At 48.0% G+C, this 16,797-nt stretch carries 10 protein-coding genes, 2 tRNA genes and 3 rRNA genes; 2 read left to right on the forward strand and 13 right to left on the reverse strand.

Features of this window, described 5'->3' with window-relative positions:
* Positions 1 to 28 precede the first annotated feature (28 nt).
* Positions 29 to 481, forward strand: coding sequence for a transcriptional regulator NrdR (nrdR, locus tag RF679_RS14090; RefSeq protein WP_309481268.1), 453 nt, complete (start codon positions 29 to 31; stop codon positions 479 to 481).
* Positions 482 to 532: 51 nt separating this feature from the next.
* On the opposite strand, the gene RF679_RS14095 is transcribed toward nrdR, so the two are convergent.
* The 12 genes from RF679_RS14095 to RF679_RS14145 all read right to left on the reverse strand — a co-directional run bounded on the left by RF679_RS14095 (position 533) and on the right by RF679_RS14145 (position 13,625).
* Entirely contained in the window at positions 533 to 979 is a 447-nt protein-coding gene (locus RF679_RS14095) for a type IV pilin protein (protein WP_309481269.1), read from the reverse strand.
* Between the two features lie 18 nt (positions 980 to 997).
* Positions 998 to 4,603 (reverse strand): pilus assembly protein, encoded by a 3,606-nt coding sequence (locus tag RF679_RS14100; RefSeq protein WP_309481270.1) that lies wholly within the window; start codon positions 4,601 to 4,603, stop codon positions 998 to 1,000.
* A 12-nt stretch (positions 4,604 to 4,615) separates the two neighbouring features.
* A complete protein-coding gene (locus RF679_RS14105; protein ID WP_309481271.1) occupies positions 4,616 to 5,146 on the reverse strand; it encodes a pilus assembly PilX family protein in 531 nt (176 codons plus the stop codon).
* Positions 5,146 to 6,108 carry a PilW family protein gene (locus RF679_RS14110; protein ID WP_309481272.1) on the reverse strand — a complete coding sequence of 321 codons (963 nt, stop codon included), beginning with the start codon at positions 6,106 to 6,108 and terminating at the stop codon, positions 5,146 to 5,148. Before RF679_RS14110 ends, RF679_RS14105 begins: the two co-directional genes overlap by 1 nt.
* The gene (gene pilV, locus RF679_RS14115; RefSeq protein WP_309481273.1) at positions 6,105 to 6,677 is read right to left on the reverse strand and encodes a type IV pilus modification protein PilV; all 573 of its coding nucleotides are present in this window, start codon (positions 6,675 to 6,677) and stop codon (positions 6,105 to 6,107) included. Before pilV ends, RF679_RS14110 begins: the two co-directional genes overlap by 4 nt.
* Before the next feature lie 19 nt (positions 6,678 to 6,696).
* The gene (locus RF679_RS14120; RefSeq protein ID WP_309481274.1) at positions 6,697 to 7,263 is read right to left on the reverse strand and encodes a GspH/FimT family pseudopilin; all 567 of its coding nucleotides are present in this window, start codon (positions 7,261 to 7,263) and stop codon (positions 6,697 to 6,699) included.
* A 111-nt stretch (positions 7,264 to 7,374) separates the two neighbouring features.
* On the reverse strand, positions 7,375 to 7,959 hold the full coding sequence (locus RF679_RS18935; protein WP_373921689.1) for a GspH/FimT family pseudopilin: 585 nt from the start codon (positions 7,957 to 7,959) through the stop codon (positions 7,375 to 7,377).
* Between the two features lie 346 nt (positions 7,960 to 8,305).
* A 5S ribosomal RNA gene (gene rrf / locus RF679_RS14125) occupies positions 8,306 to 8,418 on the reverse strand.
* Between the two features lie 178 nt (positions 8,419 to 8,596).
* Positions 8,597 to 11,466: ribosomal RNA gene (locus RF679_RS14130) — 23S ribosomal RNA — on the reverse strand.
* A gap of 361 nt (positions 11,467 to 11,827) precedes the next feature.
* Positions 11,828 to 11,904 (reverse strand) — tRNA-Ile (locus RF679_RS14135).
* A gap of 6 nt (positions 11,905 to 11,910) precedes the next feature.
* Positions 11,911 to 11,986: transfer RNA gene (locus RF679_RS14140), tRNA-Ala, on the reverse strand.
* A 102-nt stretch (positions 11,987 to 12,088) separates the two neighbouring features.
* Positions 12,089 to 13,625 (reverse strand): 16S ribosomal RNA (locus tag RF679_RS14145).
* The 16S, 23S and 5S rRNA genes sit together here with 2 tRNA genes alongside, the layout of an rRNA operon.
* A gap of 565 nt (positions 13,626 to 14,190) precedes the next feature.
* Between RF679_RS14145 and RF679_RS14150 the strand changes: the two genes are divergently transcribed.
* Positions 14,191 to 15,813, forward strand: coding sequence for an NAD(P)/FAD-dependent oxidoreductase (locus RF679_RS14150; RefSeq protein WP_309481275.1), 1,623 nt, complete (start codon positions 14,191 to 14,193; stop codon positions 15,811 to 15,813).
* Positions 15,814 to 15,898: 85 nt separating this feature from the next.
* Here the strand turns inward: RF679_RS14150 and RF679_RS14155 are convergent, their stop codons facing one another.
* On the reverse strand, positions 15,899 to 16,726 hold the full coding sequence (locus RF679_RS14155) for an HDOD domain-containing protein (RefSeq protein ID WP_309481276.1): 828 nt from the start codon (positions 16,724 to 16,726) through the stop codon (positions 15,899 to 15,901).
* Between the last annotated feature and the right edge of the window lie 71 nt (positions 16,727 to 16,797).

Genomic DNA, 16,797 nt, shown 5'->3' on the forward strand with positions numbered 1-16,797 from the left:
TTCCTGACTATGCAAGGTTCGCAAGAAAATGAAATGCCCCTTCTGCCATAACGACGATACACAAGTCATTGACACCCGTATTTCCGAAGAAGGCGATACGATACGACGTCGTCGTCGCTGCGCCCATTGCGACAAACGATTCACGACCTACGAGCGTATTGAATTAAGCATGCCAGTGATCGTAAAGAAAAATGGTAGTCGGTCGGAGTATGAGTCAGGCAAACTTCGCGCGAGCTTAATGCTGGCATTACGTAAGCGGCCAGTTTCAGCCGAGGCCGTCGACACGGCAATTCAACGCATTGAAGAGAAATTACTGAATAGTGGTCAGCGCGAAGTCGTTTCTGGTCATCTCGGAGAGTTAGTCATGCGCGAGCTCAAACGTCTCGATAAAGTCGCCTATATTCGTTTTGCCTCAGTCTATAAAAGCTTCGAAGATGTATCTGAATTTGTCGAGGCGATTCAAGAGGTTAAGAAAAAATAAGGGCCTGCATACGCAAGGCCCTTATGAAAACACAGTATTCAGATCTATCGATTATTTCTGCCAGCAAGTATCTGCAGTCATACCACCCGTCGGCGTGCCATTGACAGACTTTTGTCCCAAATTATTCACCGTGAGCTTACCGCATGCATCACTGGATTGAGAATTCTTAGGCTCGGCTTGCAAAGTAAAAGATGTCGAGGTGACGTTCGATAATGTAAATTGGTACTTCACCGAAGTTCCTGTTGAATTCGCCGGCGATACTGTGCGAGGCAGAGACGCACTGCTAGCTTTGTCGTAGGCATTATTTTCCGTAAATACGCGCTCCATGAATTGAGCGTTCTCCATCAAGGCTGCGCGGGCTTCGGCGCGATCGCCGCGCCGAACGTTATCGCGATAACTTGGATATGCGATCGCCGTGATGATAGAAATCACCAAAATTGTAATCATCATTTCTATCAAGGTGAAGCCTTGCATCTTACTACGACCACATACGCTCATTTTTGCTCTCCCTAGTCACTATTCTTTTACATTAATTTGACGCCATAGGCGGACAGTTGGAATCGGATCAGAAGCGCGACTATTCACACCATCCGAACCGCCGATCATCGTACCATCTCGCGACGCAGCTTGAAAGACCTTCAGATTACGATTACCCGTACGAATAATGGTCGTACCCATCGTCGCCGTACTTTGACGACCACTGTACATCGTATCATCCGCAGTCACTTTACCATCACCATTGGTGTCGATCGTTTTATAACTCAAGGGTCCACCATTCAAAGGACTCAATTGTAGCGTCGTCGAGAATCCGTCCGTGATACATGGGTCACTACTTGTGCCCGGTACCAGAGTAGTAAAGATAACTTGATCTTCAAAAATAATTGGATCTGTGACCAAGCGTTCCCCAGAAGTGACTTTTAAGTCCATGAACCATCCACGTTTTGTAGCCCAATCAACCACCTGAGGGTTATCGATCTTGTAGTAAGTTCCCGATGTATCTTTCGAAAGCGTTTGTTCAACCAAACTCGTCTTCGCGACCACGGAAGATGCTGAACCTTTATCCCAAATACCGTACAAGGTCTGACGAGCCGTCGTGTAGACGTCTGCATCCTCGTAAATTTTGCCGGTGCCGAATACCACCAAAACACCATTATTAGGATGCGGGTAAAGCTGCGGTTGTGTGGTGATCGCCTGTCTCACTGCAGAACCAGTGAAACTATTCGTTGCAGTGAATAAGGGTAATCCACTGAATGCGACGTTCACCACGGTAGGATCGCCTGCACTCGCCGTCACAAAATCAAACTTCCACAAATTTCCCTGGAGGTCACCAGCGTAAGCGGCTTGAATCGTAGAGTCAGCGCCGATCAGTAACTTCGGTGTCGACAAGCCATTGGATGTCGTACCTGTATCTTTCTTAAAGAGCACGGCACCCGTCTTCAAATTCACGACATACAACACCGCTTTGCCACTTGCGCTTTCATAACCATTGCCGAATACAGCCACCCAAGTACCATCCTTGAGTCGCCCCATTTGCGGTACGCCGATGGTATAGCCCATGTCATTGTCAACCGCTGGCAATGTCGAACTATATTCCCACATGACATTTGATTGACTAAAATTTACTGGATCAGTCACGTCCAGTGCAAACACGGCTTTGCCACCTGCGCCAGTTCCGCCTAACAACACCATGCGCCATGGAGCGCTGGTATCAGCACCGATCGCCGCATCACCAATGTTCGTCGTTCCATCCACGTAGAATTGATGGCTATATTCCTTCTTCGCCAGTTCTGGCAGCTTAGGGATAATCGACTTCGGAACATAGGCGAACCGTTCGATCGCGATAGTATCGTTTGCAGCCGCATCAAACGCATGTAGCATGCCATCGTTGGAACCGACATACACCGTTGCTGGTCGGCTAGAATCGGCCTTCCACTTCAAGAATGCTTGATATGAACCTTTACCTACCGACCCACTCGGTAAAAACATATAACCCCAATCCTTGCCTTCTTTCACATACTGAGGGTCGGAATTAACCAAGTCGCCGAGAACAAACTTACGAATCCGAAACGGATTATTTTCCAATGTTTTGTCGCCACGAATGTAATCAACGATGTTCGTACCAGTCACCACCGTTGGCAAATAATACGCTGCTGCATTGTTCATGATGGTCTGATCGGTACTCGCCAAACTTGGGAATTTGAACTCAATTCCCCCTGTGCCAGTAGCAGCGGTCGAATAGATTTTGCGCGTTGAGGGGACTACGGTCCAATTGTCCGTATCCCAGTCATTCGTAACCGCCACAGCACCTGTCGTAGCGTTCACAGATTTCTGCTCCAACTTCCCAGACCAGTTATCAGTACGGTAAGAAGAAGTGTAGAGCTTAGTATTGGAACCCAAGGTATTGTTCGACGTTGCCACCGCTGCCGCACTACCCACGCGACTTGAAATGTCAGCGAGCGCGGAAGCCAAGGAGTCACCGAACTGCTTTGGATTTTTTGCGCTGAAGTACTGGCCGTGACCATTGACTGCCGCGTGCCACAAATCGTCGACATTGTTAACAGAATCAGATGCCGGTGTGCTCCAAGATTTTGTTCCATTTGTCAACGCGGGCAAATCTGTTTTTGGATCAAGCGTGCCTACTACGCCCAAACCAACCGTGTATGTCACTAAATGCTGCCAGAAAGCTGGATCTGAATTATTGGTTGGTACATTTTTCTTAGTTGTGTTCCAATCCGTCCGCAAATCGGTGACCCAATAGTACATTGCCACATCCGCCAAAGTACTAGAGTTACTATCAGCGTACTGCTTTTCAGACGCGGTAGTGGTAACTCCTTTTACGTCCTTCGAAACCGAACCTGTGGTTTTGTACTGGAAAGTTCTACCATCCGCGGCTGTCATAACGGAGCCGTTTGTACCATCAACATTGCCGTTCGCAGGTGCGGACGCACTGTTACCGTTCCAAGTACCGTCCGTCATCATAATATGATAATTCTGACGGCAGCTTGCTTGTCCACTAGCTGAGTCATTAATCGTATTTTGCCATGGCCCACCTGAATCAGTGCGCAGGAAATAACGACCCACCTTGTCCATCGCATAACGCAACGGTGTACCATTACTTGTTGTTGGATATTTATACAATTCATCATAAAAACTTTGACGATTTGTACCAGAAAAGTCAGGAGTAACGCCTGCCACAACGATATCACTTGAGACACCATTGATTGTCCTAGAGCCCGCATTGATCGCCGAAAAACCAACCCGCAAATTAGACTCTTGTTTCGCAAACGCGGTACCGACACCACCACGCGCCATCAACATACGAGAACGCCAGTATTGAAACCAGTTTGCGAAATTTTTGATTTCTTCTTGATAGCTACACGTATTCGCTGCTGCGACACAATCTGTGCGATCAGAGGACATCTTCGGATAAGTCGAGGTCGTTGACTTGATTTCTACTTTCTGAAAACACGCGGTGCTTGTCGCGTCATCGGCCGATACACAGCCAGTTCCGCCGATGTATTTAAAATAGGTCGCTGGGTAAAAATTTCTTTTCTCAGCAACACTCGCGTTCGTGGATGACTTTACCCAAGTCGGAGTGCCCCACAAATTGAATTGTTGGTCGGTGGTCAAATTAATCGTCGCCACCAAGCTACCGCCCGTTGGAGCCACAGGATTGAAGTAAGCTGCCGTTTCATTCGCGGCGGCCATGGAACTACCATCGGCATTTTTCCAAGGTTCGTAACGGATGTTTGGGTTGTAATAAATTTCATTGACTTCCCAATTTCTAAAACGAATGATTTTTAACGATAACGCATTGTCAGTCCCATTGTTATCGCCAAAACCCATCACACTTTGGAAGAAGCTATCGCCATTCTTATAAACGCTTGCGGGCTGAGGAAATCCCGCGACGTAGTTAAAACCTGGCACCAAATTGTCTGGCAAATACTCAAACAACATTGAACCTGAATCATCCAATGTGAACATAATATTGGGTGGCACTTTAGGTTTGACCAAAGGTGGCAACTTCGAGACTGTTGCATTCGCATGTAGTGGCAAGATAATCTGCGCAAGTACGAGCGCAGCGGCTAGTACGCGCTTGCTCACTGAAACTTTGCTATCCATTTTCAACCTCAATTAGTAATTTCCACAACGAATAATTTCCTGAAGCATAACCACAGCCGTATCAACAGTGCCGACCCCGCGTGATGTGATCACGTATGGCCAACTGTATTGATCGCGACCGGGCAAAGGCCAACGTTCGATAATGCATTGGGGTTGCGAAGCAACTCCTGAAATTTGATCGATGCCCGTCGCAGTAAGTGCGTAAGCAGAACTCCAAACAGTTTTATCTTTCCATTTATTGGGAAAATTCCCCGAAACATTATTGGGATTAAAATCCTGCTCGTTCAAGGGTATCTGAACCGTACTACCAGACCTCAATCGACACATATTGGTCGAGCCAGCAGCCAAATCCAATTGGCGCTCACAAAAACGGAGTCCCTTCTCGGCCGCCTGGAACGCACTTTCTTGTGCGCGCAAATTGCCAACCACCTTTTCATCAAGTGTCGATTTCCGAATTGCGGTGATCGCCAACATCGTCATCACAATCAGAAATATCATGCTCACTGGCAGCACAAAGCCTTTTTGACGATTCAAGATTCTCATTACGTTGCTCCTACTGCGCGGCTGCGAATGGTGACTGTCGTCTTGAACACGCTTCGCAAGCGCTTGTCGGTAGCGGTCACGCTCGTGGTGCCATCACAATCCATATACGTTTGTTTTGCCGTGGCGAGGTTATCTGATGCAGACCTTACTACCAAACAGACCTGCACCGCGATGACTTTCTGCCAGTCGGCACTTGTCAATTGATCGGCGGTCAAATAGCGATCAATCGTTTGTGTTCCGTTATACGAAACCCCATAGGTAAGCTTCATCTTCTCAACATTCTCGGCGATCGGCTGACCAGGTTTGAGACTGTCAGTCGTACTTGTAAGCCCCCCATTGCCTTGACAATAGAGTTCAGGAGTACCGTTGGTTGTTTTGATGTAAAAACGGTTTTCAACGATGTACTCTGTTTGTACGCCGCCCTTCTTTTTTGCATCATCCGCTGGAATCGTTGTCGGAAGCACTGCAGCACCAAGACAGTCCGTTGGTACACCAGTCGACGTGGTGTTATCCGAATAGTTGTCTACCACATATCGCACCAAAAAAGCATCCGGATCCGTCGTCGTGGAGTTGCAAGCTAAACTTGCGAGAGCGGCTGAAGTATCCGTGAAGCCTCCCGAGCATCCGCGGATAGCATCAGTGCTTGCTCCCTTGTTGTCCGCAAAACTGGTATATACCGCAGGCTGCACCTTTACTGGCGCCACTGTGTCATCTTCACTTTTCTCAATGGAACTCAAAAGGGTCCCGTAACCAGCCATACGAATGTGAAAACTCAACAGACTGAGAGCCAAGCGACCTTCTTCATCGAGGCGACTTTTATCATCGGTGGCACGGAAAGTTTTCTTATTCGCGTAAAACAAAGACGAAATCGAAATCAAAATCACCATACCAATCGTCAGAGCGATCATCAACTCAACGATGGAGCGACCACCCTGTGCCCGAGATCTCATAAGCTTTTTCATACTGTGTACCTAATCGTAAAACAACGTACGCCAACTGGTGCCGCAGCAGCGCCAGGGCAAGCGGGATCGGTCGTAGTCAACCCTTGTTCCTTCCACATTACCGTTACGTCAAAAGTGCTACTTGCCGCGCCGGCGACAGGGGCAATATATCCAGCTCCGCCCGCCAAACGGACCTCAACGGAACGCAGCCATTGAGTGATATCGTTCTGCGCAATTTGAGCAGCCGTGCAACCTGCAGGATTACTCATCACGGTTTGACAGCTGTAAGGCAGGACTTTGTGATTCGCTGCAATGGACGTTGCATAGTCAGTCTTGTAGGTATAGTTCGCCTCATTCGCAGCACGCTCCGCCGCATATTTATCTTGCGTTGAAAAGACCCAGTTGGCACGCATACGTTCACCAAGGTCATATGCTGCTTGCAGCGCTTCCGACCGCTGACTCGCGGTTTTTTGATATTTGAGGGCGTTCATCTGCAAACTCGCCAAACCAAGCAAACCGATCGCCATCACCACAATGGAAACCATGATTTCCATTAAGGTTGCCCCTTGCTGTTTAATTCTTGCCTTCATTTATTCACCTCTCGAGGAATCAAGGACAAGCATTCGCTTGCTCAACTTTCGCGCGACCGCCAATGGATAAACACACAGCTCGTGTTTCACTTGAATAAGCGCTCGGAGCGTTAATCACAAACTGCGTCTTCACAAATGTTTGTCCTGTAATACCAAATGTCACGGTTTCATTTGCAGCGTCTGAGGTGATGCTCCCCTCGGAAGCACTGTTCAGGTAAGGTCCAAACACTTGGACAATGGCATCATTCGTATCACGAGATTTATTGCCGTTAGTATCAACGTAAATCATCCAACCAGTCGCCCATCCGAGGGTATCTTCAGCTGAGTTACAAGTAGGAGTAGTGTCTGAAGGATTAGTTGTCTTGCAAATACCAATCGAGACACTTCGCTTTAGTGCTTCGGATCTAGCTAGTAAGAGCGAACTATGCAAATCAGACACCATTGTTGAAACCTTACTTGACACAACCATACGACGGTAGCTCGGTATGGCAATTGCAGCAAGGACGCTGGTGATGACGATAACAATTAGCAGTTCAACTAAAGTTACACCGCTTTGTAGTCTGTGATGTGCGGATCTTGATTTCATAACTCCCCCATTTACGCATAGGAGAATAATGCAATCAAAAAAATTCTCAAAAGTAATTCAGATAAACGGTAAAAAAGTTAAGATCTTTGGCATTCATGCTGTGTCTTACTTTCAGGAACAGGGCTCTGAGGAAACTCGGGCGCGACCGCCTGATGCCAAGCAAATATACTTATCATGCTTTGTATCTTCGTCGCTTAAAGGCCGCTTGATAATAAAACTCATGTAGTTCCCAAAGGTCTGTCCCGTAGCATTAAAGTCGAGTTGATTATGCGTTGGACGTGTCAATATTGCCCCGTCTTTATTTGAGCTAAAAAATGAAGCCCGCATCATTAGGATCTCGTCTCCTGCATTTAAGCGCCGATTACGATCTTTATCGTGAAAGACAATCCAACCGCTCCCCCATCCCAGCCCGAGAGCGTCAGGCCCTTTGTCACATTGCGGATTCTCGCTACGAGTAGAAGAACTTCGGCAAATGATTACAGCACCACCTCTTTTAATTGCCTCAGATCGAGCATACAGAATGGTGCCATGTAGCTCCGACGTAGCCGTCGTAATTCGGGTTTTGATCACAAAACTCCCGTACGCCGGAATAGCAAGGGCCAAAAGTATGCTGAGTATGAGTAAAACCATTAGGGATTCAGCGAGCGTGAATCCTTGATTACGTCGATTGTGAGAAAACATAGGCCACCCAACCATTCTCGATCATCAAAACATTCAGACTAATTATTTATGTTATTTAAAAAGCTAGGCTTTACCATAACATAAAAGGCAGGCTGCTTTTAGGAGATAGGTACTTTTCGAGGCACAATTTAAGTTTGCGTACTAAAAAAGCAACAACACCAGCCGATATATCTCTGCTTTGAATATTTTATTGTGCAGAAAACTTCCTCATTTGGAAGTGAATATGACGAGAAGAACAGATTTGGCTAAATCGAAGTAGAAATCAACAAGTACTTGTAGATGGGCAACTGTTCAATAAGATCAGCGCCCCCAAAGCAAAAAGCCTCAAGTTCGAAGGAACTTGAGGCTTTTCAGGATAAGAGCCTGACGATGACCTACTTTCACACTGGTTGCAGCACTATCATCGGCGCAAAGTCGTTTCACGGTCCTGTTCGGGATGGGAAGGTGTGGGACCAACTTGCTATAGTCATCAGGCATAACTTGTTGATTTGCTGTGGTTCACGTTGACTTGTGAATCGCAACAAATCCAATTGGGAAGAAGTATGTCAGGTTTTGGTCTGACAGTAATTCATAATCGGTTGTGATTGACCAAACTATTTGGCAAACACTTTGTAATACTTGTCGTAGTTATCCTAAACTTTACCAAAGTTATAGGGACAAGCCGTACGGGCAATTAGTACTGGTTAGCTTAATGCATTACTGCACTTCCACACCCAGCCTATCAACGTCCTGGTCTCGAACGACCCTTCAAGGAGCTTAAAGCTCCGGGATATCTCATCTTAAGGCGAGTTTCCCGCTTAGATGCTTTCAGCGGTTATCTCTTCCGAACATAGCTACCCGGCAATGCCATTGGCATGACAACCGGTACACCAGAGGTTCGTCCACTCCGGTCCTCTCGTACTAGGAGCAGCCCCCTTCAAATATCCAACGCCCACGGCAGATAGGGACCAAACTGTCTCACGACGTTTTAAACCCAGCTCACGTACCACTTTAAATGGCGAACAGCCATACCCTTGGGACCGGCTACAGCCCCAGGATGTGATGAGCCGACATCGAGGTGCCAAACTCCCCCGTCGATATGAACTCTTGGGAGGAATCAGCCTGTTATCCCCAGAGTACCTTTTATCCGTTGAGCGATGGCCCTTCCATACAGAACCACCGGATCACTATGTCCTACTTTCGTACCTGCTCGACTTGTCAGTCTCGCAGTTAAGCACGCTTATGCCATTGCACTATTAGCACGATGTCCGACCGTACCTAGCGTACCTTCGAACTCCTCCGTTACACTTTGGGAGGAGACCGCCCCAGTCAAACTGCCTACCATGCACTGTCCCCGACCCGGATAACGGGACAAGGTTAGAACCTCAAACAAACCAGGGTGGTATTTCAAGGATGGCTCCACGAGAACTGGCGTCCCCGCTTCAAAGCCTCCCACCTATCCTACACAGATTGGTTCAAAGTCCAATGCAAAGCTACAGTAAAGGTTCATGGGGTCTTTCCGTCTAGCCGCGGGTAGATTGCATCATCACAAACACTTCAACTTCGCTGAGTCTCGGGAGGAGACAGTGTGGCCATCATTACGCCATTCGTGCAGGTCGGAACTTACCCGACAAGGAATTTCGCTACCTTAGGACCGTTATAGTTACGGCCGCCGTTTACTGGGACTTCAATCAAGAGCTTGCACCCCATCATTTAATCTTCCAGCACCGGGCAGGCGTCACACCCTATACGTCCACTTTCGTGTTTGCAGAGTGCTGTGTTTTTATTAAACAGTTGCAGCCACCAGTTTATTGCAACCCTTTCACCCTTCCAGCGCAGGCTGGTCAAGCTACAAGGGCGTACCTTATCCCGAAGTTACGGTACCAATTTGCCGAGTTCCTTCTCCCGAGTTCTCTCAAGCGCCTTAGAATACTCATCTCGCCCACCTGTGTCGGTTTGCGGTACGGTCTCGTATGACTGAAGCTTAGAGGCTTTTCTTGGAACCACTTCCGATTGCTTCGACACCTAAGTGTCTCGTCTCAACCCCTTGAATTATGTGCCCGGATTTGCCTAAGCACCTTCTACAAGTCAAGAACAGGCTCTTCCAACCGCCTGACAACCTTCCGCGATCCGTCCCCCCATCGCATCATACGACGGTGCAGGAATATTAACCTGCTTCCCATCAGCTACGCATCTCTGCCTCGCCTTAGGGGCCGACTCACCCTGCTCCGATGAACGTTGAACAGGAAACCTTGGGCTTACGGCGAGGAGGCTTTTCACCTCCTTTATCGCTACTCATGTCAGCATTCGCACTTCTGATACCTCCAGCATCCGTTACCAGACACCTTCGCAGGCTTACAGAACGCTCTCCTACCATATCCTTACGGATATCCGCAGCTTCGGTGTACAGCTTAGCCCCGTTACATCTTCCGCGCAGGACGACTCGATCAGTGAGCTATTACGCTTTCTTTAAAGGGTGGCTGCTTCTAAGCCAACCTCCTGACTGTTTTAGCCTTCCCACTTCGTTTTCCACTTAGCTGTACTTTGGGACCTTAGCTGGCGGTCTGGGTTGTTTCCCTCTTGACACCGGACGTTAGCACCCGATGTCTGTCTCCCAAGCTCGCACTCAACGGTATTCGGAGTTTGCAATGGTTTGGTAAGTCGCGATGACCCCCTAGCCATAACAGTGCTCTACCCCCGTTGGTGATACTTGAGGCACTACCTAAATAGTTTTCGGAGAGAACCAGCTATTTCCAGATTTGTTTAGCCTTTCACCCCTACCCACAGCTCATCCCCTAATTTTTCAACATTAGTGGGTTCGGTCCTCCAGTGCGTGTTACCGCACCTTCAACCTGGCCATGGGTAGATCATCTGGTTTCGGGTCTACACCCAGCGACTGTCGCCCTATTCGGACTCGATTTCTCTGCGCCTTCCCTATGCGGTTAAGCTCGCCACTGAATGTAAGTCGCTGACCCATTATACAAAAGGTACGCCGTCACCCCTTTCGAGGCTCCGACTGTTTGTATGCACACGGTTTCAGGTTCTATTTCACTCCCCTCCCGGGGTTCTTTTCGCCTTTCCCTCACGGTACTGGTTCACTATCGGTCGATATCGAGTATTTAGCCTTGGAGGATGGTCCCCCCATATTCAGACAGGATTTCACGTGTCCCGCCCTACTTCTTGCAAACCTAGTACCACTACGATCATTTCCTATACGGGACTATCACCCTCTATGGTCAGCGTTTCCAAGCTGTTCTAGTATGAAAGTAGTTATCATTTGCGGCTCTTCCCATTTCGCTCGCCACTACTTTGGGAATCTCGGTTGATTTCTTTTCCTGTAGCTACTTAGATGTTTCAGTTCGCCACGTTCGCTTCGTACTCCTATGTATTCAGAGTACGATGACCTTACGGCCGGGTTTCCCCATTCGGAAATCTGCGGATCACGGTGTGTTTGCTCACTCCCCGCAGCTTATCGCAAGCTACTACGTCCTTCATCGCCTGATATCGCCAAGGCATCCACCATGTGCACTTAGTCACTTGTCCCTATAACTTTGATCTCTATTCCTAGAGCCGTTATAGTTCTTTACTACTATATGAGTATTACTTTAGCGTTGCCGTAGCTCAAGTGAGTTTTATTCTTCGTCAATTGCTTGACGACGACTTGGATCACTTTTACTACTTTGTTTGTTCGATACAATCACAACCCTTCCATAAATTTGTTCACGATGTCTCATGAACTCCTCTACGAAATAAATTTTGATTATTTCTTACTTTACTTCTTCTCAATTGTTAAAGAACGGTACTACTTCATTACTTTGCTTTCGCTTTGAAAGAACAAATCTCAATAGCGCTCGCGCCACTCACATTTGTTATTTCGACCCATCTCACATCCCCTATCTACACTTGGTAGGGCTGGTTGGGCTCGAACCAACGACCCCCGCGTTATCAACACGGTGCTCTAACCAGCTGAGCTACAGCCCCAGTCATTGGTGGAGGTTACCGGGCTCGAACCGATCACCCCCTGCTTGCAAAGCAGGTGCTCTACCAGATGAGCTAAACCCCCATTTGTTCGGGTCATTACTTCACAGCACTTCTCAGTACTGTCTGCGTTCTTCTTCATTAACAGTCAATAAGTGTGGACACTTAACATTCAAGCGCACTCTAGAAAGGAGGTGATCCAGCCGCACCTTCCGATACGGCTACCTTGTTACGACTTCACCCCAGTCACGAACCCCGCCGTGGTAAGCGCCCTCCTTACGGTTAAGCTACCTACTTCTGGCGAAACCCGCTCCCATGGTGTGACGGGCGGTGTGTACAAGACCCGGGAACGTATTCACCGCGACATGCTGATCCGCGATTACTAGCGATTCCAACTTCATGTAGTCGAGTTGCAGACTACAATCCGGACTACGATACACTTTCTGGGATTAGCTCCACCTCGCGGTTTGGCAGCCCTCTGTATGTACCATTGTATGACGTGTGAAGCCCTACCCATAAGGGCCATGAGGACTTGACGTCATCCCCACCTTCCTCCGGTTTGTCACCGGCAGTCTCATTAGAGTGCTCAACTGAATGTAGCAACTAATGACAAGGGTTGCGCTCGTTGCGGGACTTAACCCAACATCTCACGACACGAGCTGACGACAGCCATGCAGCACCTGTGTGCAGGTTCTCTTGCGAGCACTCCCAAATCTCTTCAGGATTCCTGCCATGTCAAGGGTAGGTAAGGTTTTTCGCGTTGCATCGAATTAATCCACATCATCCACCGCTTGTGCGGGTCCCCGTCAATTCCTTTGAGTTTTAATCTTGCGACCGTACTCCCCAGGCGGTCTACTTCACGCGTTAGCTGCGTTACCAAGACAATTAAGTCCCGACAACTAGTAGACATCGTTTAGGGCGTGGACTACCAGGGTATCTAATCCTGTTTGCTCCCCACGCTTTCGTGCATGAGCGTCAGTGTTATCCCAGGGGGCTGCCTTCGCCATCGGTATTCCTCCACATCTCTACGCATTTCACTGCTACACGTGGAATTCTACCCCCCTCTGACACACTCTAGCCTTACAGTCACAAAGGCAGTTCCCAGGTTGAGCCCGGGGATTTCACCTCTGTCTTATAAAACCGCCTGCGCACGCTTTACGCCCAGTAATTCCGATTAACGCTTGCACCCTACGTATTACCGCGGCTGCTGGCACGTAGTTAGCCGGTGCTTATTCTTCAGGTACCGTCATTAGCAAATCATATTAGGATTCACCGTTTCTTCCCTGACAAAAGAGCTTTACAACCCGAAGGCCTTCTTCACTCACGCGGCATTGCTGGATCAGGGTTGCCCCCATTGTCCAAAATTCCCCACTGCTGCCTCCCGTAGGAGTCTGGACCGTGTCTCAGTTCCAGTGTGGCTGGTCGTCCTCTCAGACCAGCTACTGATCGTCGCCTTGGTGAGCTCTTACCTCACCAACTAGCTAATCAGATATCGGCCACTCTTATAGCACGAGGTCCTAAGATCCCCCGCTTTCCTCCTCAGAGCGTATGCGGTATTAGCTATCCTTTCGGATAGTTATCCCCCACTACAAGGTATGTTCCGATATATTACTCACCCGTTCGCCACTCGCCACCAGGTGCAAGCACCCGTGCTGCCGTTCGACTTGCATGTGTAAGGCATGCCGCCAGCGTTCAATCTGAGCCAGGATCAAACTCTTCAGTTCAATCTCTGTTTTTAGCATTTCTGCTTCCGTCGTTAGACGGTGTCGCTCACTCAAAATACTGACAGTTCGATTTCTATTTCTAGAAACCGTCTTGCTTTGTTATTTCTTGTGAACATTTGATATATTTTAAGTTTCCTAACTACCGAAGTAGCTAGTCGCCATCACTATCAAGTGCCCACATTTATTGACTGTTAATTGTTAAAGATCTGGCCTGCTACGCTCACTATTTAATCTTTCGACTTCAGTTTTTGCGTTTTGCTTCGAATCGTTTTGTTCGTCAGCAGCAGAGAAACGAGATTATGCAGCCTTTCCAACTTCTCGTCAACCCCCTCGTTTGAACTTTCTGAACTTCTTTCAAACTTGATTTCGATTTCTTTCATTTACAGCAATCGAAATACTTTGGAAAATTGACTGGCTTACCACTCTTTCTTCTTGCTCCGCATTTCTGCGGGACGCGAACTATAGCAAAGAGTCGACTTCATACGCAAGCCCCTTAGGCTGACGACTTAGGTTTGCGATATGTGCTCTGTTAAAATGGCGACTTAATCATTTACAGGTTTCGACCATGATACGCATCACCGATCTACAACTACCACTGAGTCATAGCGAAAGCGATCTCAAAGACGCCATCTTAAAGCGTCTTAAGATTAAGGACGAAGAACTCAAAAGCTTCCTGATCTTTAAGCGCAGCTACGATGCGCGTAAGAAAACTGCCATCATTTTAATTTATACGATTGACGTTGAACTCAGCAACGAGGCCGAGGTTCTCCATCGCACCAAAGATATTCAAGGTCAAGCAAAGATCGGTATCGCACCTGACACAAGCTACAAGTTCGTCACTCATGCAAAAAATCAAAATTTCCCAAGACCCGTCGTCATTGGCTTCGGCCCCTGCGGTCTCTTTGCTGCACTGATTTTGGCACAAATGGGTTTCAAACCTATCGTACTTGAACGCGGCAAAGCGGTACGCGAACGCACCAAAGATACCTGGGGCTTGTGGCGAAAACGCGAATTACAACCTGAATCCAATGTGCAGTTTGGTGAAGGTGGCGCCGGTACTTTTTCAGATGGCAAACTCTATAGCCAGATCAAGGATCCAAAACACTATGGTCGCAAAGTGCTGACCGAATTCGTGAAGGCTGGAGCTCCAGAAGAGATTCTTTATGTCAGCAAGCCGCACATTGGCACCTTCCGTCTCGTCAAAATGATCGAAGAGATGCGCGCCAATATTATTGAGCTGGGTGGAGAAATTCGTTTTCAACAAAAAGTCACTGACTTCGACATTCGCGATGGCAAAATTGTCGGCGTCACTGTCAACGATAAGGAATACATCGAGTCTGACCACGTTGTACTCGCAGTTGGACACAGCGCCCGCGATACCTTCCAGCTCATCTACGACAAAGGCATCTATGTTGAGGCAAAACCATTCTCGGTTGGCTTCCGCATTGAACACCCACAATCAATTATCGACAAAGCCCGCTTTGGCCCCAATGCAGGCAACAAGATTCTTGGTGCGGCTGATTACAAGTTAGTGCACCATGCTAGCAATGATCGATCTGTTTATAGCTTCTGTATGTGTCCGGGCGGAACGGTGGTCGCGGCAACTTCAGAACCAGGACGCGTAGTAACAAACGGTATGAGCCAATACTCTCGCAACGAGCGCAATGCTAATAGCGCGATTGTAGTCGGCATCAATCCAGAAATTGACTATCCCGGACATCCCCTTGCAGGCATCGACTTTCAGCGAAAGTTAGAAAGTCGAGCGTTCGAATTGGGCGGTGGGACTTATAACGCACCAGGACAATTGATCGGCGATTTCTTAGAGAACCGCGCTTCCACCGCCTTCGGTGAAGTGGTGCCATCATACAAACCAGGCATCACCCTTTGCAATCTGGCAGACGCCCTACCAGAGTTTGCGATCAAGGCGATCCGCGAAGCGATTCCTGAGTTCGATAAGCAAATTAAAGGATTCGCGTTGAAGGATGGCCTCCTAACTGGCGTTGAAACACGAACTTCCTCACCGATTCGTATCAAACGCAATGACAAAGATATGCAGAGCTTGAATACGCGCGGCTTATTCCCTGCTGGCGAAGGTGCTGGATATGCCGGAGGAATTTTGTCAGCAGCAATCGATGGGATCAAAGTCGCAGAGGCATTAGCACTCAGCCTCGAACACAAATACAAATAGGTTTTCAACCTGAATCTGAAAAAACAAAGACCGCATAATGCGGCCTTTGTTTTGCATCAGTTTGCAACCACCAACTAACCTTAACCTAGCTAATCAAATCCTCAAGTCCAGCAGCCAATTCAAGAACCGGCGGCATCTCATCCAAAATTGCAGCACTACTGAGGCCAATCTTGGCTACCACATCAGTCGGCAGTGTTGCTTCCATTTCCTCTTTTGAATATTTGTTTTCCTCTGCACGTGCACGCCACACAGCAAGGTGCACCACACCAGACATCACATCAAAATTTTCTTTTTCGAGAGGATCAGGAAAACCCTTAATCACCGTACCAAAGTTATCTGGGAAGCGCCAACGTCGTGCCAGTTCAGCACCGACATCAGAGAAATTGTAGCCAAAAGATGTTTGCTCAACACTTAAGCGACGCGAGTCCAATGGACCAGCGATTTTGTCGACTTGCAGAGTTTGTTCCGGCATTGCTGCATGCATCACCAATTGACCAATCGCATGCATCAGACCAACGGTAAATGCAAAATCAGAATTGCCACCAATTTTCTTAGCAATCCACTTTGAAATGACCGCCGTATGTAAGCTGTAGCGCCAGAATTGCTTTAAGTCGACGCCTGGCATGGCTTTGAATCCGCCTGTCAAACCACTACTAATTACCAGAGTGCGAACAGTCATAAAGCCGAGCATGAGAACAGCATCATCGACCGTCCCCACGCTTCGAGAAGAATGATAATAGGAAGAATTGGCGAGACGCAAAAGCTTAGCACTGAGTACCTGATCCGCAGCTAATTTGCGCGCGATTTCGTCAATAGAAACATTATCGTTGTTAAAGCTATCGATTACCTCTTGCACCACTTTAGGAATGGTAGGTAATGCGTTTTGCTGCTGAAATAGTGTATCGAAATTCATGAAAAAATCCCCCTGTTATTACAGCATCGCGTAGGACCTGAGCGGTCACACGTAGCATCAGCCAGCGGCTG

Source organism: Undibacterium cyanobacteriorum (assembly GCF_031326225.1).
GTDB lineage: Bacteria > Pseudomonadota > Gammaproteobacteria > Burkholderiales > Burkholderiaceae_D > Undibacterium > Undibacterium cyanobacteriorum.

Coding starts and splice junctions, on each gene's coding strand:
- pilV (WP_309481273.1), bottom strand. CDS start 6,677: ATGAAGGCAAGAATTAAACAGCAAGGGGCAACCTTAATGGAAATCATG.
- RF679_RS14110 (WP_309481272.1), bottom strand. CDS start 6,108: ATGAAAAAGCTTATGAGATCTCGGGCACAGGGTGGTCGCTCCATCGTT.
- RF679_RS14155 (WP_309481276.1), bottom strand. CDS start 16,726: ATGAATTTCGATACACTATTTCAGCAGCAAAACGCATTACCTACCATT.
- RF679_RS18935 (WP_373921689.1), bottom strand. CDS start 7,959: ATGGTTGGGTGGCCTATGTTTTCTCACAATCGACGTAATCAAGGATTC.
- nrdR (WP_309481268.1), top strand. CDS start 29: ATGAAATGCCCCTTCTGCCATAACGACGATACACAAGTCATTGACACC.
- RF679_RS14100 (WP_309481270.1), bottom strand. CDS start 4,603: ATGGATAGCAAAGTTTCAGTGAGCAAGCGCGTACTAGCCGCTGCGCTC.
- RF679_RS14150 (WP_309481275.1), top strand. CDS start 14,191: ATGATACGCATCACCGATCTACAACTACCACTGAGTCATAGCGAAAGC.
- RF679_RS14095 (WP_309481269.1), bottom strand. CDS start 979: ATGAGCGTATGTGGTCGTAGTAAGATGCAAGGCTTCACCTTGATAGAA.
- RF679_RS14105 (WP_309481271.1), bottom strand. CDS start 5,146: ATGAGAATCTTGAATCGTCAAAAAGGCTTTGTGCTGCCAGTGAGCATG.
- RF679_RS14120 (WP_309481274.1), bottom strand. CDS start 7,263: ATGAAATCAAGATCCGCACATCACAGACTACAAAGCGGTGTAACTTTA.